The sequence below is a fragment of the Mycolicibacterium komossense genome, from assembly GCF_025822605.1.
Lineage (GTDB): Bacteria > Actinomycetota > Actinomycetes > Mycobacteriales > Mycobacteriaceae > Mycobacterium > Mycobacterium komossense.
This window is the reverse complement of record NZ_JACKTY010000031.1, coordinates 381,350-403,347: the sequence shown is the minus strand read 5'-3', so window position 1 is coordinate 403,347 and position 21,998 is coordinate 381,350. Positions and strand designations below refer to the sequence as shown.

General features: G+C 64.0%; 28 protein-coding genes, 4 pseudogenes and 2 riboswitches. Of the genes and pseudogenes, 17 read left to right on the top strand and 15 right to left on the bottom strand.

Features of this window, described 5'->3' with window-relative positions:
- The first annotated feature begins 157 nt into the window (after nucleotides 1-157).
- On the top strand, nucleotides 158-1,231 hold the full coding sequence (locus H7J73_RS19740) for a MerR family transcriptional regulator (protein WP_264069272.1): 1,074 nt from the start codon (nucleotides 158-160) through the stop codon (nucleotides 1,229-1,231).
- Between the two features lie 22 nt (nucleotides 1,232-1,253).
- On the opposite strand, the gene istB is transcribed toward H7J73_RS19740, so the two are convergent.
- Nucleotides 1,254-2,006: an IS21-like element helper ATPase IstB gene (gene istB, locus H7J73_RS19735; protein ID WP_264069304.1), complete on the bottom strand. Its 753-nt coding sequence runs from the start codon at nucleotides 2,004-2,006 to the stop codon at nucleotides 1,254-1,256.
- Nucleotides 2,007-2,116: 110 nt separating this feature from the next.
- On the bottom strand, nucleotides 2,117-3,379 hold the full coding sequence (istA, locus tag H7J73_RS19730) for an IS21 family transposase (protein WP_264069270.1): 1,263 nt from the start codon (nucleotides 3,377-3,379) through the stop codon (nucleotides 2,117-2,119).
- A 455-nt stretch (nucleotides 3,380-3,834) separates the two neighbouring features.
- Between istA and H7J73_RS19725 the strand changes: the two genes are divergently transcribed.
- Nucleotides 3,835-4,251: a carboxymuconolactone decarboxylase family protein gene (locus H7J73_RS19725; protein WP_264069269.1), complete on the top strand. Its 417-nt coding sequence runs from the start codon at nucleotides 3,835-3,837 to the stop codon at nucleotides 4,249-4,251.
- Between the two features lie 3 nt (nucleotides 4,252-4,254).
- On the opposite strand, the pseudogene H7J73_RS19720 reads toward H7J73_RS19725, so the two are convergent.
- Both H7J73_RS19720 and H7J73_RS19710 read right to left on the bottom strand, forming a co-directional pair.
- A pseudogene (locus tag H7J73_RS19720) lies at nucleotides 4,255-4,359 on the bottom strand (IS21-like element helper ATPase IstB); the annotation flags it as partial.
- 172 nt (nucleotides 4,360-4,531) lie between these two features.
- Nucleotides 4,532-5,458 carry a zinc-binding dehydrogenase gene (locus H7J73_RS19710; RefSeq protein ID WP_353962004.1) on the bottom strand — a complete coding sequence of 309 codons (927 nt, stop codon included), beginning with the start codon at nucleotides 5,456-5,458 and terminating at the stop codon, nucleotides 4,532-4,534.
- A 127-nt stretch (nucleotides 5,459-5,585) separates the two neighbouring features.
- Here H7J73_RS19710 and H7J73_RS19705 point away from each other — a divergent pair, with 127 nt between their 5' ends.
- Together H7J73_RS19705 and H7J73_RS34020 are read left to right on the top strand one after the other, a co-directional pair.
- Nucleotides 5,586-6,242, top strand: a complete 657-nt coding sequence (locus H7J73_RS19705) for a TetR/AcrR family transcriptional regulator (RefSeq protein ID WP_264069267.1) — start codon at nucleotides 5,586-5,588, stop codon at nucleotides 6,240-6,242.
- Between the two features lie 64 nt (nucleotides 6,243-6,306).
- Nucleotides 6,307-6,427: pseudogene (locus H7J73_RS34020) on the top strand (pyridoxal 5'-phosphate synthase lyase subunit PdxS); the annotation flags it as partial.
- A gap of 21 nt (nucleotides 6,428-6,448) precedes the next feature.
- Here the strand turns inward: H7J73_RS34020 and H7J73_RS19700 are convergent.
- Nucleotides 6,449-6,604, bottom strand: coding sequence for an MmyB family transcriptional regulator (locus H7J73_RS19700; RefSeq protein WP_264069266.1), 156 nt, complete (start codon nucleotides 6,602-6,604; stop codon nucleotides 6,449-6,451).
- 32 nt (nucleotides 6,605-6,636) lie between these two features.
- Here H7J73_RS19700 and H7J73_RS34015 point away from each other — a divergent pair.
- From H7J73_RS34015 to H7J73_RS19685, 5 genes and pseudogenes are all read left to right on the top strand, one after another.
- A pseudogene (locus H7J73_RS34015) lies at nucleotides 6,637-6,969 on the top strand (SDR family NAD(P)-dependent oxidoreductase); the annotation flags it as partial.
- Nucleotides 6,970-7,078: 109 nt separating this feature from the next.
- Entirely contained in the window at nucleotides 7,079-7,318 is a 240-nt protein-coding gene (locus tag H7J73_RS34010; RefSeq protein ID WP_435405533.1) for an SDR family NAD(P)-dependent oxidoreductase, read from the top strand.
- Entirely contained in the window at nucleotides 7,305-7,415 is a 111-nt protein-coding gene (locus H7J73_RS34005) for an SDR family oxidoreductase (protein WP_435405532.1), read from the top strand. The genes H7J73_RS34010 and H7J73_RS34005 overlap by 14 nt, the downstream gene beginning before the upstream one ends.
- Nucleotides 7,416-7,476: 61 nt before the next feature.
- Entirely contained in the window at nucleotides 7,477-7,917 is a 441-nt protein-coding gene (locus tag H7J73_RS19690; RefSeq protein ID WP_264069265.1) for a pyridoxamine 5'-phosphate oxidase family protein, read from the top strand.
- A 156-nt stretch (nucleotides 7,918-8,073) separates the two neighbouring features.
- Nucleotides 8,074-8,139, top strand: a riboswitch (guanidine-III (ykkC-III) riboswitch).
- Nucleotides 8,140-8,148: 9 nt separating this feature from the next.
- Entirely contained in the window at nucleotides 8,149-8,463 is a 315-nt protein-coding gene (locus tag H7J73_RS19685; protein ID WP_264069264.1) for a DMT family transporter, read from the top strand.
- 178 nt (nucleotides 8,464-8,641) lie between these two features.
- On the opposite strand, the pseudogene H7J73_RS19680 reads toward H7J73_RS19685, so the two are convergent.
- The 3 genes and pseudogenes from H7J73_RS19680 to H7J73_RS19670 form a co-directional block, all read right to left on the bottom strand.
- Nucleotides 8,642-8,854, bottom strand: a pseudogene (locus H7J73_RS19680) (YaeQ family protein); the annotation flags it as partial.
- A 149-nt stretch (nucleotides 8,855-9,003) separates the two neighbouring features.
- A complete protein-coding gene (locus H7J73_RS19675) occupies nucleotides 9,004-10,545 on the bottom strand; it encodes an alpha/beta fold hydrolase (RefSeq protein WP_264069263.1) in 1,542 nt (513 codons plus the stop codon).
- A 60-nt stretch (nucleotides 10,546-10,605) separates the two neighbouring features.
- Entirely contained in the window at nucleotides 10,606-10,980 is a 375-nt protein-coding gene (locus tag H7J73_RS19670) for an FAD-binding oxidoreductase (RefSeq protein WP_264069262.1), read from the bottom strand.
- 215 nt (nucleotides 10,981-11,195) lie between these two features.
- Between H7J73_RS19670 and mraY the strand changes: the two genes are divergently transcribed.
- Nucleotides 11,196-12,275, top strand: a complete 1,080-nt coding sequence (gene mraY / locus H7J73_RS19665) for a phospho-N-acetylmuramoyl-pentapeptide-transferase (RefSeq protein ID WP_264069261.1) — start codon at nucleotides 11,196-11,198, stop codon at nucleotides 12,273-12,275.
- Between the two features lie 26 nt (nucleotides 12,276-12,301).
- A complete protein-coding gene (locus H7J73_RS19660) occupies nucleotides 12,302-12,457 on the top strand; it encodes a hypothetical protein (RefSeq protein ID WP_264069260.1) in 156 nt (51 codons plus the stop codon).
- Nucleotides 12,458-12,520: 63 nt separating this feature from the next.
- On the opposite strand, the gene H7J73_RS19655 is transcribed toward H7J73_RS19660, so the two are convergent.
- From H7J73_RS19655 to H7J73_RS19640, 4 genes are all read right to left on the bottom strand, one after another.
- A complete protein-coding gene (locus H7J73_RS19655) occupies nucleotides 12,521-13,096 on the bottom strand; it encodes a TetR/AcrR family transcriptional regulator (protein ID WP_264069258.1) in 576 nt (191 codons plus the stop codon).
- Nucleotides 13,096-13,512 (bottom strand): VOC family protein, encoded by a 417-nt coding sequence (locus H7J73_RS19650; RefSeq protein WP_264069257.1) that lies wholly within the window; start codon nucleotides 13,510-13,512, stop codon nucleotides 13,096-13,098. The genes H7J73_RS19655 and H7J73_RS19650 overlap by 1 nt, the downstream gene beginning before the upstream one ends.
- A gap of 96 nt (nucleotides 13,513-13,608) precedes the next feature.
- Nucleotides 13,609-13,914 (bottom strand): 3,4-dihydroxy-2-butanone-4-phosphate synthase, encoded by a 306-nt coding sequence (locus H7J73_RS19645; protein WP_264069256.1) that lies wholly within the window; start codon nucleotides 13,912-13,914, stop codon nucleotides 13,609-13,611.
- Between the two features lie 91 nt (nucleotides 13,915-14,005).
- Nucleotides 14,006-14,557 (bottom strand): YaeQ family protein, encoded by a 552-nt coding sequence (locus H7J73_RS19640; protein ID WP_264069255.1) that lies wholly within the window; start codon nucleotides 14,555-14,557, stop codon nucleotides 14,006-14,008.
- Between the two features lie 102 nt (nucleotides 14,558-14,659).
- Nucleotides 14,660-14,855: riboswitch (cobalamin riboswitch) on the top strand.
- Between the two features lie 54 nt (nucleotides 14,856-14,909).
- Here H7J73_RS19640 and H7J73_RS19635 point away from each other — a divergent pair.
- The 3 genes from H7J73_RS19635 to H7J73_RS19625 are packed head-to-tail and all read left to right on the top strand — an operon-like array spanning nucleotide 14,910 to nucleotide 17,749.
- Nucleotides 14,910-15,929 carry an ABC transporter substrate-binding protein gene (locus H7J73_RS19635; RefSeq protein WP_264069252.1) on the top strand — a complete coding sequence of 340 codons (1,020 nt, stop codon included), beginning with the start codon at nucleotides 14,910-14,912 and terminating at the stop codon, nucleotides 15,927-15,929.
- 6 nt (nucleotides 15,930-15,935) lie between these two features.
- Nucleotides 15,936-16,961: a FecCD family ABC transporter permease gene (locus H7J73_RS19630; RefSeq protein ID WP_435405537.1), complete on the top strand. Its 1,026-nt coding sequence runs from the start codon at nucleotides 15,936-15,938 to the stop codon at nucleotides 16,959-16,961.
- On the top strand, nucleotides 16,958-17,749 hold the full coding sequence (locus tag H7J73_RS19625) for an ABC transporter ATP-binding protein (RefSeq protein ID WP_264069249.1): 792 nt from the start codon (nucleotides 16,958-16,960) through the stop codon (nucleotides 17,747-17,749). Before H7J73_RS19630 ends, H7J73_RS19625 begins: the two co-directional genes overlap by 4 nt.
- A gap of 27 nt (nucleotides 17,750-17,776) precedes the next feature.
- On the opposite strand, the gene H7J73_RS19620 is transcribed toward H7J73_RS19625, so the two are convergent.
- On the bottom strand, nucleotides 17,777-18,235 hold the full coding sequence (locus tag H7J73_RS19620) for a hypothetical protein (RefSeq protein WP_264069248.1): 459 nt from the start codon (nucleotides 18,233-18,235) through the stop codon (nucleotides 17,777-17,779).
- Between the two features lie 172 nt (nucleotides 18,236-18,407).
- Here H7J73_RS19620 and H7J73_RS19615 point away from each other — a divergent pair, with 172 nt between their 5' ends.
- Nucleotides 18,408-19,067 carry a TetR/AcrR family transcriptional regulator gene (locus H7J73_RS19615; protein ID WP_264069247.1) on the top strand — a complete coding sequence of 220 codons (660 nt, stop codon included), beginning with the start codon at nucleotides 18,408-18,410 and terminating at the stop codon, nucleotides 19,065-19,067.
- A gap of 74 nt (nucleotides 19,068-19,141) precedes the next feature.
- On the opposite strand, the gene H7J73_RS19610 is transcribed toward H7J73_RS19615, so the two are convergent.
- Nucleotides 19,142-20,452 (bottom strand): alpha/beta fold hydrolase, encoded by a 1,311-nt coding sequence (locus tag H7J73_RS19610; protein WP_264069246.1) that lies wholly within the window; start codon nucleotides 20,450-20,452, stop codon nucleotides 19,142-19,144.
- Nucleotides 20,453-20,578: 126 nt separating this feature from the next.
- Between H7J73_RS19610 and H7J73_RS19605 the strand changes: the two genes are divergently transcribed.
- Together H7J73_RS19605 and H7J73_RS19600 are read left to right on the top strand one after the other, a co-directional pair.
- Complete coding sequence (locus H7J73_RS19605) at nucleotides 20,579-20,944, top strand: histidine phosphatase family protein (RefSeq protein ID WP_264069245.1); 366 nt, start codon at nucleotides 20,579-20,581, stop codon at nucleotides 20,942-20,944.
- 62 nt (nucleotides 20,945-21,006) lie between these two features.
- Nucleotides 21,007-21,168, top strand: coding sequence for a hypothetical protein (locus tag H7J73_RS19600; RefSeq protein WP_264069244.1), 162 nt, complete (start codon nucleotides 21,007-21,009; stop codon nucleotides 21,166-21,168).
- Nucleotides 21,169-21,224: 56 nt separating this feature from the next.
- On the opposite strand, the gene H7J73_RS19595 is transcribed toward H7J73_RS19600, so the two are convergent.
- On the bottom strand, nucleotides 21,225-21,920 hold the full coding sequence (locus H7J73_RS19595) for an MgtC/SapB family protein (protein ID WP_264069243.1): 696 nt from the start codon (nucleotides 21,918-21,920) through the stop codon (nucleotides 21,225-21,227).
- Between the last annotated feature and the right edge of the window lie 78 nt (nucleotides 21,921-21,998).

Sequence of the window (21,998 nt, the reverse complement as noted above, 5' to 3'; positions counted from 1 at the left end):
TGTCAACGGTCTCTCAAGATTGACCCTGTACGGATCTCCTGATTTGACCCACCTGTGGGTGTTCGGTGAGTCGAGCTGATCTCAGATCGATGGTGCTCTGGCAGTCCGTTGGCTCGGCGCTTGACTTTGTCCTACGGACAGGGTTCATGCTCACGATATGGACGGATTGTTGAGCATTGGAGAGTTTTCTGAGCGGTGCGGCCTGTCACCGAAGATGCTTCGGTCATACGGCACCGCTGGCCTGCTGAGGCCCGCAGCGGTCGACCAATATTCGGGTTACCGCTATTACGCGGCAGACCAGCTACGTCAGGCTGAACTCATCGCGTTGCTTCGGCAAGCGGAGATTGCGGTGAGCGACATCGCTGCATTCCTCAACCATCCTGACCCGGGTGTGCTGGATCGCTGGCAGCACGACTTAGCCAGCGAGTCTGTAGCACGGCGTAGCGCCTTGACGCGGGCACGCGCCGCTATAACAGCCGATCACGGGTTCCCGACGGATCAACGACATAACTCGAGGAGAGGATTTGAGATGGGTGTGAACATTGTTGGCAGTGGTTCTGCGACTGACATTGGCGGCCGCGATATCAATCAAGATGGTGTGCTCGTCACCGACAATTTGTTCGCGGTGGCAGACGGGTTTGGGCAAGGTGGTGAGATGGCAAGCCAGGTGGCCTTGCAGACGCTCAGCGCCGTATTCTCCGCAGACCGCAGCATTGCCGGGTTGCTCGCGGCTTGCCAAGACGCTAATCGCGATGTGTGGCAGCGAGCCAACGCGCAGAACGACATCGCAACGATGGGCACGACGTTGACTGCGGTCGCGAATACTGTTGATATCGGTGTTGTCGTGGTGCACGTGGGAGATTCACGACTGTATCGGGTCCGGCAGGGGCGTTTGAGTCAGCTCACTCTCGATCACACCGTCGTTGATGATTTGGTCCGCGCTGGCGAACTCAATGAGAGGGATGCTGAGAGTCACCCCCACCGCCAAGTCCTCCTGCGGGCGTTAGGCGTGGCGCCCGTGGTCGACCTCGACTATGGCGGGATCTCGCTCCAGCCCGGTGACCGTCTGCTGCTGTGCACCGACGGCCTGTTCAGAACACTTTCCGTCGATGACATCAAGGCCGCACTACTATCCGGTGCCGAGGCTCAGCGAGCCGCGGACGACCTGGTATCCAGTGCGGTCTGCCGTAGTGCGGAGGATAACGTGACCGCGGTCATTCTCAGCGCGTGACTTGCCGGTGAGGCCGGTGAAGTCAGTTGTTGGCGGTGCGGCTCTTGCCGAGAAGCTCGCGACGCGTGCGGGTGCGGTAGGAGTCGCCGGTGAGAGTCAGCACTTCGGCGTGATGCACAAGTCTGTCGATCATGGCGGCGGCTACCACATCGTCGGAAAACGTTTCACCCCAACGCCCGAAAGGCAAATTGGAGGTCACCATGATCGAACCGATCTCATACCGGGAGGCAATCAGCTGAAAGAACAGGTTGGCCGCGTCCTGGTCGAACGGGATGTAGCCCACTTCGTCGATGATGATCAGCTTGTAACGACGGATCTTCTTTAGTTCCACCTCCAAACGGTTGGCGTGGTGCGCTGTGGAGAGCCTGGCGATCCAGTTTGACGCAGTATCGAACAACACCGAGTAGCCAGCGTGGGCGGCCTTTACTCCTAGCCCGATCGCGATATGCGTCTTGCCGATCCCGGGCGGACCGAGCAGGACAACATTCTCAGCCTTGGGCACAAAGGTGCCTGTGGCTAAGTGGGCCAGAACATCTCGACGCAGTGACGGCAGGTGGTCGAGGTTGAAGTCTTCCAAGGTTTTGATCTGCGGGAAATGTGCAGTTCGGATCCGCATTATGGAACCAGCCGATTCCCGGTCAGCGACCTGCCGTTGCAGCAAGGCCGCCAAATACTCTTCGTGGGACCAGTTTTCGTCACGAGCCTGCCCGGCCAGATCTTCCCAGCACCGCCCGATTGTGGGGGTTTTCAAGACACGGGTTAGATAGGCCAGCATCGAGGGCAAGCCATCAGCGGGCACCGCAGCCAGCGGCGGCGCATCGGCCGGCAACGGCGTGGTGGTGGTGGTCTCGCCAGTCCGTTGCGTGGAGGCCTTTACGGATGGGGTCATGAACTATTCCTCACTGTTGTTGGGGTGGAATCGAAATCGACGCCGAATAGGGCGTCGTAATCCGGTAGAGCGCGCAGCGCCACCGGGTGCCCATCATGGTGACGGCGTGTCGCCGCCTCCCGCCGGCGTCGCTGATCAGCAAGAGCGTTGCGCAACCCAGCAGCGATGCTGACGTGTGCCGCGTCGGTGACGGTCGCGTGAGCAGCCCAACAACGAGCGTGGCGTGCCACCACCTGGCCGTCACAGCGCACCACCACGTCCTCCAGAGAGGCGGTGATATCGACGAACCGGCCGATCACCCGTGGATCGACCGAGTAATCCACCGCGTCAACGCGCACGTAGTAGTCGCGGGAAAGCCGGATGCGGTGGGTCAGACCGATCGGCGGAACCATCGGCGGCAGTTCCAGCATTGCCTGGCAGTCCGTTTCGAACAGGTCGACCGGCCGTGCCCCGATCGACCGGACGGTGCGGGTGTTGGCCCATTCCAGCCATTCTTTGATCTGGCCGTTGAAGTCGACCGGTGAGACGAATCGTCGTCCGGGTAGGAACGAGGTTTCCAGATATCCGTTGGCCCGCTCCACCATGCCCTTGTATTCTGGATCGCGCGGTGGAGCCAAATGGATTCGGGTGGCCAGCGTCCCTGCGAACGCGGTTGCGGCTGTCGAGACCCGACCCGTGCCGCCGATCGCCGCTTCTCGGTCCCACACCAGGGTTTTCGGTACTCGCCCCCATCGGCAGATCAACAACCACATGCCCGACAAGATGTCCCCGGCCTGGCGCGAGGGCAGCATCACCGCGCCGATCGTGCGGGAGAACCCCGAGACCATCACCAACACAGGCAAAACGCGCTCTCGCCCATCGCCGACCGCGATCCTGGGTGCGGGAAACCATAGATCGCACTGGGCGATCTCTCCAGGCCGATACACAAACCGGTCGACCGGGTCGACGCCCACATACTCCGGCCGGATCTTCTGCAGTTTCTTCTTCAACGGCGAAATCGAATACGGCCAGCCGATCCGCTCAGCGATCACCGGCGCGGGCATCTTCGGCCACTCGTCCAGCAACGCCCGAATCTGCGGTTCATACTCGTCCGCGACCGAGCCGCGCGGCTTGCGCTCATACTGCGGCGGCCGTTCTGCAGCCAAAGCCGCCCGCACCGTATTCCGAGCGATACCCAACCGGCGGGCCACCTCCCGGATCGGTACCCCCTCAGCCCGATGCAACCGCCGAATCTCTGCCCAATCCTCCACCGAACGCATCCCTCCAAAAAACCACCAGGTGGGTCAAGATTGCGGGACCCTCAGCGGTCTACTTTTCAGGAACCGGCGACAACCGAATCTCTGCCCAATCCTCCACCGAACGCATCCCTCCAAAAAACCACCAGGTGGGTCAAGATTGCGGGACCCTCAGCGGTCTACTTTTCAGGAACCGGCGACATCGCAGTTCAGGGGAACGCAACGGGACAAGAAACGTGAACCATCCCGGGTTTGATGCCGGCTTCATGGTTGAGATATCGCTGGCTGGGACGCCTGGAGTTGAGCGTAGTAGGCGATGCGTCCAAACGGTGCTTCCCGGTGGTATCCCACCTGCGCCAGTCGCCGTGCCCACCGGGGCGTTCAGAATTGGCCCCAGGAATATTGCACGCCGTCTGAGGGTTGGCCCAGGCGACCATCCAGCGAGCGGCGCTGGGCGCGGGCTCAAGGAGCGAATTTCGGTGGATTACAAGTCGGTCTCCAAGGACGTGATCGGCCACCTGTACAAGGCTCACCACGCCATTCGTGTCTCCGAGATCGACGAGGCGCTGGTCGCATTGGCCGAGCTCCGTGTTGCCCAGCTCGTCGGATGTGCCTACTGCTGCGCTTTTCACTCGGGGGAGCTTCGGCAGATGGGTGTGGATCAGTCGGTCATCGACAAAATCCCAGGTTGGCGCCATTCGTCTGCGTTTGATGCCAAGCAGCTGCTCGTCCTGGAGTGGACTGAGGCGTTGACTACCCCGTCCGGGGATCTCGAAGATCTGCGGGCGAGACTGGCCCAGGTGTTCCCGGAGAAGGATTTGGTCGACCTCACCGCGAGCATCAGCTTGATGAATGCACTGACCCGGTTGCGTATTGCGTTGGGCGAGAGGGTCTGACCTCTACTTGGCGAGCGCGCGGGTGTGGGCTAAGCGGTAGGAGTGGGTGCCGGTCTCGATAAGGCCGCCCCCGAAGGTGAGCCGATGGACGATCGTGGCGCACAGGCGAGTCACCGATCAGGCACAGGGATTGGCCCTTGGCGATCCAGTCGCCGGTGGCCTCGAAGTCGAAGTCGCCCAACCACTTCTGGCGGGGAAACCCGCAGCTCTGACTGGGCGCAGGGTGGATCGCCCATCCCGGTCGTCGCATGCATCTACACAGTCATGCACTCGTCGGAGCTTAGGGTGTGAGGACGATCCGCCCGAACACACGGCCTAGGTCCATCTGGCGGTGCGCTTCGGCAGCCAGTTCCAGGGGCAGGACCTCGTGCACGACGGCGTGCAGTTCGCCGCGCACTGCTGCTGCGAACTGCTCGGCCCGAACTGCAGCTGTGGCGGAGGCCGGGACTGTATTGAGGCTGAACGTGGCGATCGAGCGGGACTGCTGGAAGGCGCCCGCCTCGATAAGCCGCATGCCGAAGTCCGCCGGCGGTAGCCCGGCCACCACTCCGGCGACTACCAAGCGTCCGTTCGGCGCGAGTCGGTCGATGAACGCAGGCAAGTCTGCCCCGCCGACGATGTCGATGATCACGTCGAAGGACTTCGGTGCAGCTCGATCGCCTTCTCCGGCGCGGTCGAGCACGTGCGTCGCTCCCAGGTTGCGGAGTCGTGTGCCGCGCTCCAGCGATGACGTCGTCACCGCGACTGCGCTCGCTCCACCGCGCGCCGCGAGTTCCACTGTCGCGATGCCGATGCTGCCCGCCGCACCGCGCACGAGCACGGACTCACCAGGCGCGAAGTGCGCATGGGCTAGTGCGAAGTGCGCGACGGTCGCCGAGCTACCCAGCGTCACGGCGTCATTCGACGATAGGCCGACCGGCAGCGCGACGATGTCGTCGGTGCGCGCAACCGCCTGCTCGACGTAGCCGCCACCGGTGCCGGTGAACGCCCACACACGCTGGCTCACCCACGACTGGTCTCCGCCAGCGCCAACCGCTGTGACTATGCCCGCGATCTCGCTGCCGGGGACCAGTCCCTCGGAGAACCCATACCCGCCCAGCGTCCCACGGCGAATCACGGCATCGACGCCGCCGACTCCGATCGACTCGGTCATGATGACTACTTGTCCAGCTGTCGGAACTGGAGACGGTGCCTCGATCACCGCCATGCCGCTCGGGTCGCCGAAGTCCTGGATCACCACTGCTCGCACCATCGCCTCCGTCTCGCTCCGCGTTGTCTGCGGTACCGTTGCGACGTTAATGGACGCCTGCGTCCACTTCCGCGAAGTGAGAACCATGACCGATCGATTGCCTCACATGCTCCGTTCCGACGCACAGGACAACCGCGACCGGGTAGTCAAGGTCGCGCGACAACTGTTCTCGGAGCGGGGAATAGAGATCACGATGCGCGAGGTCGCACGACGCGCCGGAGTCGGCCCGGCAACCCTGTATCGACGGTTCCCGACGAAGCAGACCTTGGTCGACGCGGCCTTCGCGGACGAAATGCGATCGTGTCAAGGCATCGTGGACGACGGCTGCGCCGATCCCGACCCGTGGCGAGGGTTCTGCTCGGTCATCGAACGGATCAGTGCCCTCAACAGCCGGAACCAGGGCTTCGTGGATGCGTTCATGTCCGCGAGCCCTCAGATCGACACGTTGGCCGCCCACCGCGCTTCGCTGCTGCGCATGCTTGCACAGCTGGCCGAACGTGCCAAGGTGGCTGGCGAGCTGCGCCACGACTTCGTCATCGACGACCTCGTGCTCGTCCTGCTGGCCGGGCGTGGACTATCTTCGACGCCGCCTTCTGACCGAGAGGCCGCGGCCCGACGCTTTGCCGCCCTTGCCATCGACGCGTTCCGGCAGTCTCGTGTGACCACAGAATTGCCACGCTCCCCGGGACTCATTTCGTTCGCAGTACGGGGCGGCTCTGCGGACCCTCAGCAGGTCCGCTGACACGTCGTAATGCCCTGATGCCCCACGTAACGAGTCGGTGCGGCCACGGTGCGCCCCGGTCATCACCGGCTACGACGATCTCGACGTGTCGGCGAAGGGTGTCGCCCGCGTCGGGGGAGGCCCTGCTCGGCATCAACGTCGAAGACATCGCACAGCCACACCGACTCGCCGAACGTGGCTGGTAAACAACTCCCCGGCGATCACCGCTACCTGACTGGGCGTGTTGGGTCGTCGTCGAACACCGGTGAGTGCAGCGCATAACCGATACGGTTGGCCGACAGCAGGTCCGAGCAGACGTCTATGACGATGGCGGGCATGGCGGCGATGCCGTCGAGAATGCGCTGGACGACGGTGCGATTCACTTGGGGGCGGCCCGGCGGCGGGTGTTCGGGTCGTGTTGGCTGCGTGCGCCAGGTCGTGCAGGTGCGCGTGCTCGGCTTCTTCGAGGTGCAGCGTGGGCGATGGCGTCGAGCACGCCGCTCCACGGGCTGCGTGGGAAAGTCCATCGCCAAGGCGCTTGCCGCCGCCGGAGCCCTTCGTCGTGGTCACTGGCCGCGACAAAGTCCGTGGCGACGCCGTCGGCGGTGATATTCGTGCCGCCGGAGGTGAAGCAGCTTTCGTCGCAGGTGATCTCGGCGTCGGCCAAGCCGAGGTCCGCCGCGTCTCCGACGCCGCGGTCGAGTCGGCTGGTGGCCGGATCGACATCCTGGTCAACAATGGCGGAATATCGGGAATGCCTACTCCACAGCTGAAATCGACAAGAAGGCGCTGTTGGAGTCGCTCCGTACCAACGTCGTCGCACCGTTCCTACTGGCTGGCTTTAATTGGCGCCGCGGATGGTGCGCCGCGGCGACGGTGTCATCGTCAACATCGCGGGTTCAATGGGGCTGACGGGTCGGTGCAGCGCTACCAAGGCGGCGAACCACTCGCTGACCAAATCGTGGGTCGCGGAGTACGGTCCCCACGGTGTGCGGGTCAATGCTGTCGCGCCCGGCCCATCGCTACCGAGCGCAATACGCAGACCACTTGGCGCCGGTGCTCGCAGGCGTCCCTTCACGGTGAATGAGCACGCCTGACGAGGTGGCTGCGGCCGTGGTGTTCTTGGCGGGCGAGGGCGCCACGAACATTCATGGCGCCATCCTGTCGGTCGATGGGGGTTGGGCAGCGGTCTGAAGCCCGGTTCACCCCGAACCGTCACGCCCAGCGCCGATTTCGCTCTTGTTAACCTCGCTTCATGCCACGAAAATTGAGCGACGAAGAAATTGAGGCGTTTCTTGATAGCCGCCCGGGCTGGGCGATGCTAAGCACGATCGACGAGGATGGATTCCCGCACACGGTACCTCTCGGATACTTTCGCCTTGGCCGCGACATCATCATGGGTGTGCGAGACGGAACACGCAAAGTTGCCAACGTCGAAGGCAACCAGAACGTGAGTGTCTTGCTCGAAGACGGATCGAGCATGGCAGATATTCGGGGAGTGATGTTCCAAGGTCACGCCCGCATCGTTCGCGAACGAAGCGAAGCACTCGAGCTCGCGAGAGAAGGTGCCCGGGCGCGGGGCGTGCCAGAGTCCGAATGGCCCACCGCACCGAGGCCGGGCGCCGCCTACATCCGGGTGACTCCGGTGAGAGCGTTGTCTTGGAATTACGCAAGTCCAACGCCAGGCCAGGCTTAGCTTCGCCCATCGTCTTCATGAAGAGACCGGCTAGGCTAAAGATTCTGCGACACAGCGTCTTCGACATTGGGCCCCTCATGAAGCGAGCGCCCGCCAACGTTGCGAGGTAAGACGGGTTCCTCTTTGCCACCCGAGTGCCGATGTGACATATTCGCACCAGAGCCTGAACGAGGGCTTCCGGACGATGGGTGCCGTACCCGGTGTGCGACAAGACGGCCCAGGGAGATTCTCATGTCCTGGATAGCGCTGGTCGTGTCGGGTGTCCTAGAAGCCGTTTGGGCAACTGCCCTCGACAAGTCCGAGGGGTTCAGCAAGCCGTGGCCGAGCGTGGTGTTCTTGATGGCGCTCGTCGCCAGCATGGCTGGATTGGCCTACGCGTTGCGGGACCTGCCGGTTGGGACCGCATACGCCGTCTGGGTGGGAATCGGTGCGGTCCTGACCGTGGTCTACGCGATGGCCACGGGGAACGAGCAGGCGTCGCTTCTCAAGGCGGCGTTCTTGGTGATGATCATCGGAGGCGTGGTCGGGCTCAAGCTTGCGCACTGACCCACCCGAGTCAAGGGCCACGCGGCACCGAGAGGGGGAGGAGCGTCGAGGCGAACTGGTGATCACTCGTGCGTGCACCAGGCGCGGTTATCGACGGCGGCGAAATCCACATGGGCGTTCGCCCACTGCCGTGCCCAATATTGCCCCGCTCCACGAGCTCGCCGGCGGTGACCAGTCCGGCCAGGCCCGCCCCGAATGCCAGCTCACCGTCGACGTCGCTGAGCCGGTGTGCGCGCAGCCCAAACGCCAACAACCGCAACACCATCCGTTCATCGGTCTCACTGGGATGACGGGCCACGGTCAGCGTGTGATCGGCGTAGTAACCGTGATCGACATCGGACGGGAACGTTGTTCTCCGACGAGAACAGTTACACCGGCGCCCACACGCTATCCGCGCCTCAGTCGTTCTCCTTCAACCAAGGAATGGGTGAAGTGTTCACAGCCCTGTCCACCGCCGGGTGAACGGCGGGCAATCGGCAGACTCTCAGTCTGCCTACGGATCCACTCGCGTCTGCGCACGTCGACCTCCGCGACAAGCTGTTAGTGGACCGGTTCGACTTTGATGGGCGGGATGTGGTCCAGGCACTCGGTCGAACTACCGGTCGTGCCTGTGCGCAGGAACTTTTCGATGACGCCGGCGACGCACCCGCTGGGTTCATTGTCGGGTGTGTGACCCAGGTTCGGGACTTCGACGAACGTGCTGCGCGGGTACTGCAGGCTCGCCAACCGGCCGTTTGCATCGGGGGTGATTGCGTCCAGATCCCCGGACAGCACAAGAACAGGTACCCCGGGTAGCGGCTCGCGGGCTTCATCGGGACGTTGATGGTGAGGCGTTCCGGGCCATCTGATGCAGACGTCGCCTCCGTCGTGTTGAGCCTCGGCGAAGCCTTGCCCGCTGAACGACCCGAGTTCGCCTGATGCGGCTAGCGCACGGTGGTACTCGGCGTCGCGCGTCGCGGTATCGGCGCCAGGGGACCACAGCGTCAGGTAGTCGCTACACGCCACCGCGACGTAGAGATCGTCGTTGTCGTCCGAATCCCTGTCGGCGGCGGCGATGTCGCTCAGCACGGCGCGCAGAGCTGCGTCGTCGCCATGCGCTGCAGCATGCAGCGCTGCGGGTAACCGGCCCAGCGGTGTCATCTCCGCGGGATCGCTACCGACATCACTGGTCGCTCCCTCGAAGACGAGGTTGCCGAATTCGCCTTCCGTCATCAAGATTTGGCCGACCGTGATGGGTGTGGCGCGCAGTCGGGTTGTCACCGTGCGTAAGTCGCTCACGGCAACCTCACCGTCGCACGCGTGGCTGCGCTCGCAGATTCTGCGCAGCGTCAGATCAACGGCCTCGGCGTTGGGCCGCTGAAGTGGGTCGAAGTGCAGCGGATAGGCGCCGGCTAGCACGACGGATTGGACGCGCTCCGGGTGTCGTTGCGCGTATACGGTCATCAGGTAGGTGCCGTAGGAGGATCCGTACCCGATGACCCTGTCGATACCGAGATGGTCGCGCACGGAGTCGAAATCGTCGGCTGTGGCGGCTGAGGTGTATCCGGCAGCGCGTGGACCTAGCCTCTCTGCGCAGCGCGCCACAGTGGACCGCTGGAATTCGCGTGTACCAACTTCGAATGCGAGCTCGTCGACACCGCAGTCCAACGGCGTGGACACACCGGTCCCGCGGGGATCTATCAACAGCACGTCGTAGTCGGCGAGCAGGCTCTCCGTCGTCGCCGCTACATCGGTCCCGTAGGCGATCGTCGGCACCCCCGGCCCGCCGGGGTTGGCCATGAGAGTGCCGGCAGCGGAGGCGTTGTCGCCATTATGCCGAACCAACGCATAGCCGACATCGACGGTGCCCAGCTCGGGCTTACCGTCGACCAGCGGTCGCGTCAGGACGCCACATTCGGTGACATGGCCGGGAATGTCCGGGCACCACTGTGGGCTCGCTGATGCCGGTGGCGCATGGTTCCCGCAAGCCACGGCGGCGGCCGCGAGGGCCACCGTAATCACCAGGCGACACATCCACTGTGCGTTGCTGGCTTTGAGCGCAGGACTTCCCGATTCGCGGGGCAGGCAACCCGACCTGGTCATTGATTCTCACTTTGCTAGAGACGTTGGCATCCAGAGTTCAACTAACACAACGGACTTCAGCTACGACAACGACAGTGTCACTCGCCGAGGGGTGTAGACACCGAGGTGATCGACGTTCCGGGAGAGGTAGTCGACCGCTTTGATCAGCGCATTCAGACTCACCTCGTTGTCGACGTCGGCGATCTCCGTATCAGGGTCGATGCTGCGAATGCGGTTCAAGGGGGTCCCATCGATGAGCAAGCCGCTGCCGTTACGCGCCGGGTCGCCGTAACTGCGTCCTAAGTCCCGCGCGTTCACTCCGCGCGGCCCGGCTGACCGCACCGCTGCGGTGATGTCTCGAGGTCCGCGGTCAACAGCACGTCGTCCCGAGATCGAATTCGGCGGCTCCAACCACTCACCACCCGGCTCGTTGTTGGTCCCTCTGATACTGCTCACGCTGATCAACATAAGCCGTGAACGACTCGGTCAGCGATCAACTCACCAGGCGGGCAGATTCGAGGCAAGATCCGATCGATCTCGAATCTCTAGAAGCGAGATGCAGCGGATGAGGTGGGCGCGCCAGGAGTCCGCCATACTTCCCCGGTGGGGGATTCTGGTCTGCTGCGGTGCAGCTGCTTTCGATCACACTGTGCGCGTGACAGCTTCGGCCTATGAGGCAGATACTTCTCGCCGCGGGCTTGGCGCTGGCGGTCGCGCTTCTGCTGACTCCGGTGTTGATCCGGGTGTTCACCCGGCTGGGGTTCGGTCAGGAGATCCGCGACGACGCCCCGAAAAGCCACCAACGCAAGCGGGGCACGCCGACGATGGGCGGTCTCGCGATCCTGGCCGCGATCTGGGCAAGCTACCTCGGCACCAACGTCGTGGGCCTCGCTCTCGGTAGTGAAGGCCCGTCAGCATCGGGACTGCTCGTCCTCGGATTGGCCACCGCCCTAGGTGCGGTCGGCTTCACCGACGACTACATCAAGTTGCGGCGCGCTCGCAACCTCGGTTTGAACAAGAGAGCCAAGAGCGCAGGACAACTCATCGCGGCGGTGCTCTTCGGCACTCTCGCGCTGCAGTTCCGCAACGCCGACGGTCTCACTCCAGGCAGCGCTGAGCTGTCCTACGTTCGCGAAATCGCCACGGTCACACTGCCGCCCGGGGTGTTCGTGCTGTTCTGCATCGTCGTCGTCTCGGCATGGTCGAACGCCGTCAACCTCACAGACGGCCTCGACGGGCTCGCCGCAGGTGCGATGGCAATGGTGGCAGCTGCCTACGTGCTGATCACCCTGTGGCAGTTCCGAAACGCATGTGCCCTCGCCCCGGGACCCGGTTGTTACCCCGTCCGGGATCCTCTCGACTTGGCCATCGTCGCCGCCGCAACGGCCGGCGCCTGCATCGGATTCCTTTGGTGGAACGCCACACCCGCCAAGATCATCATGGGTGACACCGGCTCCTTAGCGCTGGGCGGCATTATCGCCGGGCTGTCGGTGACCAGTCGCACCGAAGTCCTGGCCATCATCTTGGGCGCACTGTTCGTGGCTGAGGTGACCTCGGTGGTCATCCAGGTTGCAGCGTTCCGCACGACGGGCCGACGAGTGTTTCGGTTGACTCCGATTCACCATCACTTCGAACTGATGGGCTGGCCGGAAACTACACTGGCCATTCGATTCTGGCTGATCACCGCCATCGCCTGCGGCCTGGGAATCGCGCTCTTCTACAGTGAATGGCTGACGGCCGCAGGCGCCTGAGCCGGCGTAGGACAATCATCTTTCCCGTGGTGGCGCTTCTCGTGGTCATGATCGTCCGCCCGCTACTGCGGGAGCCGAAGGACCGAAAAGTCGAGGAGGAGATGGCCTGGCGGTTTGCCGCTGCGGTCGCGGCGCCATGGGGCATGGGAGTTCTGGCGGTAGTCCCGTTACCGCTGCCGTAAGGTCCATTTACCAGCCAGCGGAGAGCACAAGGGTTCGGGGCCAGATACCGGTGTGTGCCGCTGTCAGCGAACGCCGTCCACAGTGAGCGCAGCCAGAACGGCATCGACGGTTTGGGTTGCAAGGGCGGCGTCGACTGGTAAGTGCCGGAACAGAACTCGGTAGTACACCGGTGCGGCAAGCGCATCGAGCACGAACTCCATGTCGAACGACTCCCGGATCGCGCCCCGCTGTCGCGCGGATTCGAGAGTTCGAGCGGTGGATTCTCGCCGTGGAACGAACACCCTGCGAAGAAAGTCCTCGGACAGGTCTGGATCGCGGGCCAGATCTGACACCAACGCCGGCAGGATTGCGCCCAGGGTCGTACCCCCCAGCGCAGTGGCCAGTGTCGTGATGCCGACGATCAGATCGGCCCTGAGGTCACCGGTGTCAGGAGTGGGCGCGACGCCGAGTTCACTGACGACGGCGTCGACGATCAAATGCCGCTTGGACGGCCATCGTCGATACACCGCCGGGCGATGTACCCCGGCGCGAGAGGCGACCTGGCCGATGGACAGATCCGCGTAGCCGAGTTCTCCCAACAACTCGAGCGTGGCGCCCAGTACCGCGTCGTCGATGTCGGTGTTTCTGCTCCGCGCCATCAGAAGACCGGTCTCGGCACCAGGACCACTCGCCAGCCGTCGGGATCTTCGAACGTCATGGCGCCAACCTGATTCCAGTACGGATTCTCCGCCTCGACGGGTTTGTGCCCAGCCTCGCCGAATCGTTCGATCACGCCGTACATGGCGGAGTCACTGGAGAAGTACAACACCAACAGGTTCTCCTCGGACGGAGCCGGACAGGGACTGCCGGCCTCGTGTGAGGTGAACTCGAGGTGGTAGTCGGCACCGGGGAGTCCGAGCATCACGCCGTCGTACCCGGAGTGCCCGACGAATCGGTACAACTCGGGAAGCCCGATGAGGTCGCGGTAGAAGGCGACGACCTGGTCGAGACGGGCGGTTGGACGCGCGATCCGTACTTGGACGACGGGGAGGGAGTCAGGCCATGTGATAGTCATGCCATAACAGTACAGTACGTACCGTAACTTGCGCTCGAAGGTGCTGATCCTGCGCCTCAGATTCCTACAGCGGCGAGTGCCGATGCCGACCCGCGCTCACGCCCGTTTGATCGGCGTGGCTGGCGGCGAGGCACCGGCTAGCGACGACAACACCGGGGCGACATTTGCTGTCGCCGACGACGGGATCAACTCCGCGACCACAGGCAGGACGTGGCCCGGCCTGATGAAGTCTTGCGGCCCGCTGACTGAGTTACTAAGCAGCCGAATGGTTTCCGCGCGATCCGCGGCGGAGATCCCCGTCGTGATGCCCGCGCTGGCGTCCACGGCCACGTGGGCGTGCGGACACCGCGAGCCGGAATCAACCGGCATGGGCGGGATGCCGAGCGCGCGAATAGAAGCCACATCTGTTGGCCGGGAACACCCTTTTGCTGCTGACGACGATATTCACCGGCTCGCGCGTGCGGTAGGAGCGCAGCACCGCGGGCTCTGACGTTTACTCCAGTGGCTCGGGCGTGAAGGTGACGTCGACACCGCCCACGGTCATCGTCACCTGATCTTCCATCACCATCACCTGCGCCGAGACCCGTCGATCGACAGTCTGGGCCAGTTGCTGCACCGGTGCGTGTGGTATCTGCACCACCGACAGGTTCGGCAGCCCCGCCACTTTGGGGCCCACGGTGCGCCACCAGGTGGCCACGCCGGCGGCGAAGGGGAACAGCAGCACCTGGTCGGCTTGGCTGGCCGCTTTGCCCAAGGCGCGTTCATCGGGCTGGCCAACGTTGATCCACTCCAGGATCCGGCCTGTGTAGTCCGCGAGCCGCAAGTCCGGGACGCCAGGGGTGGACAGGCCCGCCCCGAATGCCAACTCACCGTCGACGTCGCTGAGCCGATGTGCGCGCAGCCCAAACGCCAACAACCGCACCACCATCCGCTCATCGGTCTCACTGGGATGACGGGCCACGGTCAGCGTGTGATCGGCGTAGTAACCGTGATCGACATCGGAGACGCCAAGTTCGACTTTGAACACTGTTGCAGAAAGGGCCACGTCATAGTGTCCACCCTGGTGGTATTCCCCGAGTAGTCAGGCCGCCGCGCTGGCCCTCGGATCGAGCCGCCACCGATAGACCCCCGGCCCGCTGCGCGCTGTGACTAGGCTGAGTACGCCAGTCACCTCCGTGAGGAGTAGGGAACCCGGTGAGAATCCGGGACTGACGCGCAGCGGTATAGGGAACACAAGGCGGGCCACTCGATCGTTGAGAGCCACTGGGAGCGACGCTTCTGGGAAGGCGGCCCGCCGAGGACGACCCCTGAGTCCGAAGACCTGCTGGCGCCTGCGGTCCTCCCGCAGGGCTACCCATCGGGTCTCGCTGACTGGACCCCTGATGCGAAGGATCGTCATGCGCTCCTACCCTCGTGCTTCGATCACCGTTCCGCTCCTGGCAGCACTGCTGTCCGGCTGCAGCCCCGCTGTTGAACAGGCAACGAACACGGTGCAGGCTGGTTACCCCGTCACCATCGAGAACTGCGGGCGTGAGGTGACCGTTCAGCGACCACCCGAACGGATTGTGTCCCTCAACCAGGGCAGCACCGAGATGCTGCTGTCACTGGGTGCGGCCGATCGCATGGTCGGGTCCGCGGGATGGACCGATCCGATCAAAACGTCACTCGAGGCTGACAACGCCCGCGTCAAGCGCCTGGCAAACCAGGCGCCGTCGTATGAAGCGTTGTTGGACGCCGAGCCGGACCTGGTGACGGCGTCATTTCCGGACACGCTCGGCGCTGGCGGCGTCACCACGCCTGAGGATCTCCAAAAATTGGGTGTGCCCGCGTACGTATCGGCCGTCGAGTGCACGAAGGAGGCGGGTAGCTCCGACGGCGCGCGCTCCAGCACCTTGGAAATCGACGCTGTCTTCACTGAGATCCGCGACCTCGCAGCGCTGATCAACCGCCGGGCCGAGGGCGACACAATCATCGCCGACATGAAGGACCGCCTCGCCGCCCTCGCGGCGACCAAGCCTGCCGACGGCACGACGGCGCTGTACTGGTTCGCCAACTCCGAGTCACCGTATTTGGCGGGGTGCTGCGGTGGCCCTGGCATCATCTCGCGCACCCTCGGCCTGAAGAACGCATTCGATGATGCCAGGGAAGACTGGCCCCAAATCAGTTGGGAGACCGTGGCGCAGCGTGACCCAGACGTTCTGATCCTCGGCGACCTCACCCGCAAGAGTCAGACTGCCGAAAGCGCTGCTGCGAAAATCGCCTTCCTGGAATCGAATCCAGTGACGCGCGAGATGACGGCGGTGAAGAACAAGCGGTACATCGCGCTCGCCGGAGCCGAACTGAACCCGTCGATCCGGATCGTCGACGCCATGGAGACCGTGGTCGCCGGATTGCGCGAACACGGCTTGACCCCCTGATCGATGATGCTAACGCGACGACACCCGTCGCCAACCGTCGTCTGGCCGGTCGGGGTGGTCTTGCTGCTGATCTCGATCGGCGTGGCGACCACTATCGGACCGTCGGACCTCGGACCGCGCGACGCCTACGCGGCGGTCCTGGAACGGCTCGGCGGCCCGCGCTCACAGTTGACGATGTTGCAGCAGAACATCATCTGGGAGCTGCGATTGCCGCGCGCTCTGCTGGCGGCCGCCTGCGGCGCGGGGCTGGCTCTGTGCGGGGTGATACTGCAGTCGCTGCTGCGTAACCCGTTGGCCGATCCGTTCATCCTCGGTGTGGCTTCCGGTGCGTCGACCGGGGCGGTCTCGATCGTTGTGCTCGGCATCGGTGCGGGCGCAATCGGACTGGCAGCGGGCGCGTTCGTCGGGGCAGTCGTCGCCTTCGGCCTGGTCCTATTGCTTGCCGTCGCGGCGGGGAGCGGAATGGACCGAATGATCTTGGCCGGAGTCGCAGTCACGCAGTTGTTTTCAGCACTGACGTCGTTCATCGTATTCACTTCGGCAGATGCCGAGCAGACCCGCGGCGTGTTGTTCTGGTTGCTTGGTTCGTTGAGCAGCGCGTCGTGGAGTGACGTTGCCCTCTGTGGCGGGCTGGTGGCTCTGGGGGTAGCGGTCTGTTGGGCGTCCGCGGCCACATTGGATGCCTTCCTTTTCGGTCAGGATGCCGCCGCATCGCTGGGCGTGTCTGTGGCGCGGGTCCGGCTGGTGTTGTTGGTGGTAACGGCATTGGTGACGGCAGTTATCGTGTCCACCTCGGGTGCAATTGGTTTCGTAGGTCTTGTACTCCCACATGCAGCACGGGCACTGGTGGGCACACGTCATCGCGTACTGGTGCCGACCGCGACGATCCTCGGTGCCATCTTCCTCGTCTGGGTGGACACCGCTGCGCGCCTCGTCATTGCACCGCAGGAACTGCCGGTTGGGGTTGCGACGGCCATCGTCGGTGTACCTGCGTTCGTCGTCATCTTGCTGCGGCGTAGGAGGGTCGGGTGAGTCTGCGCGCCAGTCGGGTGTCCTGGCGAGTCCGTGACAAGCTCATCGTCGACGGTGTCGACATCTCCGTCGCCACTGGCAGCACGGTCGGTCTTCTCGGCCCGAACGGCTCGGGCAAATCGTCGCTGCTGAAGTTGTTGGCTGGGTTGCGGGCCACCTCCTCAGGAGTCGTCCAGCTCGATGACCTCGACGTCGCAGCATTGGATCGCCGTCGAATTGCGCGCCGGCTCGCGGTGGTGGATCAGGATGCCGCTACCGACCAGGATCCGACAGTGCGTGACGTGGTGGATCTCGGGCGTCTTCCGCATCGTCCGGCCTGGGCGCCAATGTCGGTACGGGATCGGAAGGTCGTCGAATCTGCTGCTGTCACAACAGGTGTGGCTGATCTCCTGAATCGGCGGTACTCGACGCTGTCGGGAGGTGAACGTCAACGAGTTCAGATCGCCAGGGCATTGGCGCAGGAGCCCACCGAACTGCTGCTAGACGAACCGACCAACCACCTCGACATCCGCCACCAGCTTGAGCTGCTGGAATTGGTGGCCGCGGCAGACACCACCACTGTGATGGCGCTCCACGACCTCAATCTGGCGGCAAAGTACTGCCAAGAGCTCGTTGTGCTGCGCTGTGGCCGGGTGCATGTCGCCGGACCGCCCTCGGTCGTCCTGACTCCCGCGGTCATAGCGGAGGTGTACGAGGTGGAAGCGACCGTCGTGCTGAAAGGCGATTGTCCGACCATCACGTTCGGTCGGCCGATTCCCGCCGACCAGACCAGAGGTAACCGGATCTGACGGCTCGGCCGTCCCGACACCAGCAGTTCATGGCTGCGCGGGCTCGGCTCGTCCGTGGAACCGGCGGCTATGGCCTCGACAGGCTTGGTAGATATTCACGACCGCCAAGAACATGACGAACAGCGGGATGAATGGGGTTTTGATCCCGAGGGGCAGGACGTTTGCCGGAACATTGGGTTGTACGTGCACGTAGGTCGCAACTCCCATGTTGACCACGAGCCCGGCTGAGGCGACGAACACGATGGGGCGATAGAGGTTTGGAATCTTGTGCCGGAAGCATGCCGGTAACAGCAGGCCAACGCCGATGGCCATTTCGCCTACTTTGCCCAGGGGGATGCTGAGTCGTGGCAGGTCACTTTCGGTGATCTGCACGTCGAACATGGTGCGAAACGGCTCGAAATATTTCAAGAACCCGAACATGAACATGAACACGCCGAGAAACATCGAGTTGTATTTCAATACCTTGGCATCTTGCAGGTGATTCACAAGTTCCTCCCAGTTGGTTAGTCACTTTTCGCGGCTATCTCAATCACGGGAACGGTCGGCCATCGTTGGGGCGCGATATCGAAATACTTCCCGGGTGATGCGTTGAGCCACACGTAGGGATCATGCTGAGGAAAAAGTGGACTGACAATTCCAATTCGAATACTGTCCGGCCATGGCGTCGAAAGAGAGTGGTCAACCCCCGCGGCTCACGGCCCGCGGAGCGGTCACCAAGGCCCGCATCGTGGCCGAAGCCACATCTCTGGTCCGCCAGCGCGGCGTGGCAGGAACGAGCCTGGACGCAGTCATGACGGCCAGTGCCACCAGCAGGTCGCAGCTCTACCACTACTTCGCCGACAAAGACGCCCTCATCAGCGAGGTAATCAAGACCCAGCTCGGCCGCATCATCGCCGCACAGGAGCCGCGGCTACACGAGGTCACGTCCTGGAGCGGTCTGCAGCGCTGGTGCGATCACCTCGTCGCCATGACCCGCACAACACAAGGCATCGGCGGCTGCCCCCTCGGCTCCCTAGTGAGCGAACTCGCCGACCGATCCGACTCCGCGCGCATCGAGCTTGCGCGGTCTTTCGCCGAATGGCAGTCATATCTATCCAAAGGCTTGGCGGTGATGCGCGACAACAGCGAGCTCGTCCCCGAAGCCGACCCTGACGAACTCGCGTTGACCATGATGAGCGCACTGCAGGGCGGACTGCTGATGGCGCAGACCACGCGCAGCGCCCGTCCCCTCGAACTGGCCCTCAACATGGCACTCGGGCATATCGCGGGTTACCGGGTGCAATCCGATCCGATCATCACCGGGTTGATCAACAGATAGCCAACGCCGCCGCAGGTCCCGGCGTAGTCCAGGACTTCTCTTTTCTCGTAATGGCTGTACGCCAAGGTTCCGCGTCAGCGGGTCCAGCGTCCGGGGGGTGGCTCGGGCGCCGTGTACGCGGGTAGTGGCAACGGTTTGTCGAGGACGAATGCGCGGAGTAAACGGACAAACGCGTCCGGCTGGTCGTACGAAATGGCGTGCCCAGCGTTGGGGACGTCGACGAGCGTGGAGCGGGGCAGCACGTCTCGGTACTCCCGGGTGACGGCCCAGCGGATGAAGTCGCACTGCGGGGCCATGACGAGTGAGGGAACCTCGACGGTGCGCAGTTGCGGCCGTGGATCCGGGATCTTGTCGAAATCGGCGATGGTGAGTTGATTGACGTAGAAGCCCTGGGGGTTGTCGTGTGGCGGCGCGGCTATCGCGTGAGTGCACGAAGTGGTGTCGCGACCGGTGAGCGCGACGGCGTGCATCCATGAGTCGGCCTCCGCATCGGGCACCAGCGCGTGCGCGGCGTTCGCGTTGACCGCCATCAGCAGTGCCTGCACAAGTATCCGCGGGCTGCCGGTCAGCTCGTCGTAACGCGACTGTTGTTCCGGCGTCATGTCCTTCCAGGGTTCGCCGACATCCCCCTCGGCATAACCGCCGCCCCAAATCGCGCCCGGAGCCACGAACACCGCCTTCGCGACCCGGTCGGGATGCGCGGCCAGGTACTGCGCGGCAAGGGAGCCTCCCCACGACTGACCGACGAGGATGAGCTGTTCGGCCCCGATGGTGCGACGGATCGCCTCGAGGTCCGTGACCTGACGCTCCACCGTGTACCCGGTCACGTCGGCCAACCGGGTCGAGCGACCCGCACCGAGTTGGTCGTACGCGTACACCTCGAACCCGTCTGCGGCGAGTTCGGCTCCGCCGGTGGGAATGCCCTCACCCGGTGTACCTGGACCGCCGTGCAGGAAGATCACTGGCGCGGACCGATGCGGCGAACCGGGCGCCGCGGGCGCGTGAACAAAGGCGGTCCGGGTGCCCGTGGACAGTTCCCAGAACTGAACCTTCGCCGGCGCGGGACCGGCACTCTGCATCGGAAACGGCTGTAGCACAGTCATGCTCGCCACCGCCAGCGTCAGCACGGTGACGGCCGCTGCCGTCACCGTCGCACCGGCGAGCGGGTGTGCGGCTCGGAGGATTCGGAATCCGGCGACAGCAGTTCCGAACACCACTGCAGTGAAGACGGCCAACCCGGCGACCAGAAACACTCCCGGTGTGGTGATCAGTGCGGCCGTCCCCAGCGTTGCCGCGACCCCTGCCGCCGCCGCGACGACAACACCGGTCAGCACGACCAACACTCCAGCCAACACCCGTCTCCAACCCTGCCGCACCGCGTTCACCATTCCTCCTTGAACTGTTCGCGAACCCTGAACGTCGTGATGAATCGCCCCGGCGAGCCCGGAGACTGTGATGTGCCCTGGATTCGGTGGTGATCGTAGTAAAGCTGCTCGAGTTCGACTGGCGGGATGTCGCCGCCAGCGGCCGTTGGCGATCGACTGTCGTGCGACGAAGGAATTCTCGGAGCACAAGCCAACGCCAAGCTCGTCGAATGGAGCTGTGCCGCGATAGCCGAAATTATTTCTCGCCCAACCGAACACATCGTCATCGTGACACACGGCTTTGCGTTGACTCACGTGATCACCGCCTGGCTCGAACCGCCCTGCCGGCACGCCGGTTACGCAATTTTTGCGCCGCGGTCAGGCAGCATCACCACCTGTGCCACGTCCAACGCCAGGCGCCGGCTGCGGGCGCTGGAACACGAGTTGGAGAAGAATCCGTACGTGACAGATGCCTTGTTGACCGTGGCGGACACGCGTGTCGAGGGCCGGTAGGGGCGAGCACGGAAAACCCACAGCGACCACGCTGTTCACCCCAGGTTTACCCGGGTTATCTGATGCGCGTGGACAAAGCGGTGGAGCAGGCGCGCGCCGATTACGACGCTGCGCCCTCCGATTCGCACGCGTTCCCGCAGTCGGCGCCCGGTCAGTTGGCGGCGACTGCCTACCTTTTCGGCCTCGACGCTCCCGAGGTGTCGAAGCAGATGCGAGACAGCTGATTTGGGACGCTGCTTGTCAATCGGCAGGTGGAAGCCGCCCCGGTCATGTTGTCGGGTTAGGAGGTGTCTGCGGCCCAGCGCACGGCGGTGACCGAGGGTTCGAGGCTGAGGCGGCTGACGGCGGACTCCATTTGGCGGTCGTCGCGGTGATCGCCGACGAGTTCGGCGCGGACCTCGACCTGGCCGTCGCTGCCGGTATTGGTGCTGGCAATGGACACGACGCGGAATTCGGTGCGGGTCAAGGCCTGCACGAGCAGGGCGCGGACGTGGGCTTCCTGCTCATCGCGGGTGACGGCGACGAAGGCGTAGTTGGTGGGTTGCTCGTCGCCGGTGTCGGGTCGACGATCGATGACCCGACCGACGACGCGCAGTGCGACGTTGACCGCGACGACGCCGACGGTGCCAGCCAGGGCCGTGGGGTACATGCCCGCCCCGGCTAGGGCGCCGACCGCCGCCGCGCACCACAGGGTGGCGGCGGTGTTGAGTCCGCGGACGTTGAGGCCGTCGCGCAGGATCACCCCGGCACCCAGAAAGCCGATCCCGGAGACTATTTGGGCGGCCACCCGGGTCGGGTCGGCGGTGGTGCCGGAGAATCCGTTGGCCGACAGTAAGACGAACAAGGTGGCGCCGGCGGCGACGAGGGCGTTGGTCCGCAAGCCGGCCATCCGTGCCCGGTATTGGCGTTCGAACCCGATGACGGTGCCCAGCCCGATCCCGGTGCTCAGCCGCAACAACATCTCGACCGTGCTCATCGGACACCGGTCTGTCGCAAGGAGGGGTTGGCTGGCAGGCGGGGGCGGGAAGCTGGGCTCACCGGGCCCGCACCCGCA

Bases quoted from the DNA above. Each gene is read 5' to 3' on its own strand.
- H7J73_RS19740 (WP_264069272.1), top strand. From the start codon at position 158: ATGGACGGATTGTTGAGCATTGGAGAGTTTTCTGAGCGGTGCGGCCTG.
- istB (WP_264069304.1), bottom strand. From the start codon at position 2,006: ATGCTGGCCTATCTAACCCGTGTCTTGAAAACCCCCACAATCGGGCGG.
- istA (WP_264069270.1), bottom strand. From the start codon at position 3,379: ATGCGTTCGGTGGAGGATTGGGCAGAGATTCGGCGGTTGCATCGGGCT.
- H7J73_RS19710 (WP_353962004.1), bottom strand. From the start codon at position 5,458: ATGGCGGTGATCGAGGCACCGTCTCCAGTTCCGACAGCTGGACAAGTA.
- H7J73_RS19705 (WP_264069267.1), top strand. From the start codon at position 5,586: ATGACCGATCGATTGCCTCACATGCTCCGTTCCGACGCACAGGACAAC.
- H7J73_RS34010 (WP_435405533.1), top strand. From the start codon at position 7,079: ATGGTGCGCCGCGGCGACGGTGTCATCGTCAACATCGCGGGTTCAATG.
- H7J73_RS34005 (WP_435405532.1), top strand. From the start codon at position 7,305: ATGAGCACGCCTGACGAGGTGGCTGCGGCCGTGGTGTTCTTGGCGGGC.
- H7J73_RS19690 (WP_264069265.1), top strand. From the start codon at position 7,477: ATGCCACGAAAATTGAGCGACGAAGAAATTGAGGCGTTTCTTGATAGC.
- H7J73_RS19685 (WP_264069264.1), top strand. From the start codon at position 8,149: ATGTCCTGGATAGCGCTGGTCGTGTCGGGTGTCCTAGAAGCCGTTTGG.
- H7J73_RS19675 (WP_264069263.1), bottom strand. From the start codon at position 10,545: ATGACCAGGTCGGGTTGCCTGCCCCGCGAATCGGGAAGTCCTGCGCTC.
- mraY (WP_264069261.1), top strand. From the start codon at position 11,196: ATGAGGCAGATACTTCTCGCCGCGGGCTTGGCGCTGGCGGTCGCGCTT.
- H7J73_RS19655 (WP_264069258.1), bottom strand. From the start codon at position 13,096: ATGGCGCGGAGCAGAAACACCGACATCGACGACGCGGTACTGGGCGCC.
- H7J73_RS19650 (WP_264069257.1), bottom strand. From the start codon at position 13,512: ATGACTATCACATGGCCTGACTCCCTCCCCGTCGTCCAAGTACGGATC.
- H7J73_RS19635 (WP_264069252.1), top strand. From the start codon at position 14,910: ATGCGCTCCTACCCTCGTGCTTCGATCACCGTTCCGCTCCTGGCAGCA.
- H7J73_RS19630 (WP_435405537.1), top strand. From the start codon at position 15,936: ATGCTAACGCGACGACACCCGTCGCCAACCGTCGTCTGGCCGGTCGGG.
- H7J73_RS19615 (WP_264069247.1), top strand. From the start codon at position 18,408: ATGGCGTCGAAAGAGAGTGGTCAACCCCCGCGGCTCACGGCCCGCGGA.
- H7J73_RS19605 (WP_264069245.1), top strand. From the start codon at position 20,579: ATGTCGCCGCCAGCGGCCGTTGGCGATCGACTGTCGTGCGACGAAGGA.
- H7J73_RS19600 (WP_264069244.1), top strand. From the start codon at position 21,007: ATGCGCGTGGACAAAGCGGTGGAGCAGGCGCGCGCCGATTACGACGCT.
- H7J73_RS19595 (WP_264069243.1), bottom strand. From the start codon at position 21,920: ATGAGCACGGTCGAGATGTTGTTGCGGCTGAGCACCGGGATCGGGCTG.